We start from the raw sequence: 1,355 nt of genomic DNA on the forward strand, positions 1-1,355 counted from the left end.
GGTCCTCGTCGAGGTCGACGAGCTGGAGCAGGGAGTGCGGGACCCCGGCGTCCCAGAGCACGTCGGCGAGCACCGCCCCGGAGCGCTTCGCCTGGGGCGCGGGCTTCAGGACGACGCCGCTGCCCGCGGCGAGTGCGGCGAACACGCCCTCGGCCGGGTTCGCGACGGGCGACGTCCACGTCGGCGCCACGACCGTGAGGCGCGGCGGCACGTACCGGGCACCGTCGCCGTCGAGCACGGCCAGCCGCCGGGCGCTGTCGGCGGCGTGGTGGGCGGAGTCGATCGCGGCACTCACGTCGGAGTCGGCCTCGCTGAAGGTCGTGCCCGTCTCCGCCGCCGACACCTCGATGAGGTCGGCACGCCGCGTCTCGAGCTCGTGCGCGATGAGGTCGAGGAGCTCGGCACGGTCGGACGGGTCCTGCCGTCCCCAGTTCACCCCGGCCTGCGCCGTCCGGGCGACGATGCGCTCGAGCTTCGACCGGTCGGCGACCTTCGACCCGCGGATCGTCTGCGCACCGAGCTGCGAGCGCGGCACCCGCCGGAGCACGTCGATCGCCCACTCGCGGTTCGCGGCGGTCGACGGGTCGGTGTCGGGTGCGTTCGTGAAGGCGTCGCGGTGCACGGGGCCGCCGATCGGGGCACGGCGGTCCTGCGTCCGGTTCGTGGCCGGCACCGGACCGGGAGCGTCGAGGGCCGCGACCGCCGCGAGCCACCGGCCGCGCTCACGCTCGAAGACGCTTTCGTCCTGACCGATGTCGCCCGCCGCGGCGACGAAGCCGTCCGGACTGGCGCTCTCCTGCAGCCGCCGGGCGAGGTACGGGATCGCGGCGTCGAACTGGTCGGGGTGCACGACCGGGGTGGAGACGACCACCCGTCCGACGTCGGCACGGACGGCGTCGGCGGACGCGGACGCCATCCCGAGCAGCACCGCGACGTGCACGCCGTCGGTGACGCCGCGGCGCTGGGCGAGGGTCCACGCCGTCGCGAGGGTGAAGAGGTTGTGGCTCGCGACCCCGATCCGGACCGCGTCGATGCGCTCCGGCGTCAGGGCGGCATCGAGCAGCCGGAGGTGGGCGGTGTCGGTCTCCTGCTTCGACCCCCACGTGGCGAGGGGCCACCCGTGCAGGATCGCGTCGACCCGTTCCGTCGCGAGCGAGGCGCCCTTGACCAGTCGGACGGTGATCGGCGCACCGCCACGGGCACGCCGCTGCTGCGCCCAGGCGGTCAGGGAATCGAGTGCGCCAGCGGCGTCGGGCAGGTACGCCTGCAGCACCACGCCGGCGTCCATCCCGAGGAACTCGTCGCGGTCGAGGAGCGTCCGGAACGCAGCGAGCGTGACGTCGAGGTCGCGGTGG

The 1,355-nt window shown here is 74.9% G+C and carries 1 protein-coding gene; it reads right to left on the minus strand.

Features of this window, described 5'->3' with window-relative positions; genetic code table 11:
• Positions 1-1,355 (minus strand): proline dehydrogenase family protein (locus BIV01_RS12715; RefSeq protein WP_139199348.1); only part of this gene is annotated, 1,355 nt, incomplete at both ends.

It is taken from the genome of Curtobacterium sp. MCBA15_013 (genome assembly GCF_001865095.1).
Lineage (GTDB): Bacteria > Actinomycetota > Actinomycetes > Actinomycetales > Microbacteriaceae > Curtobacterium.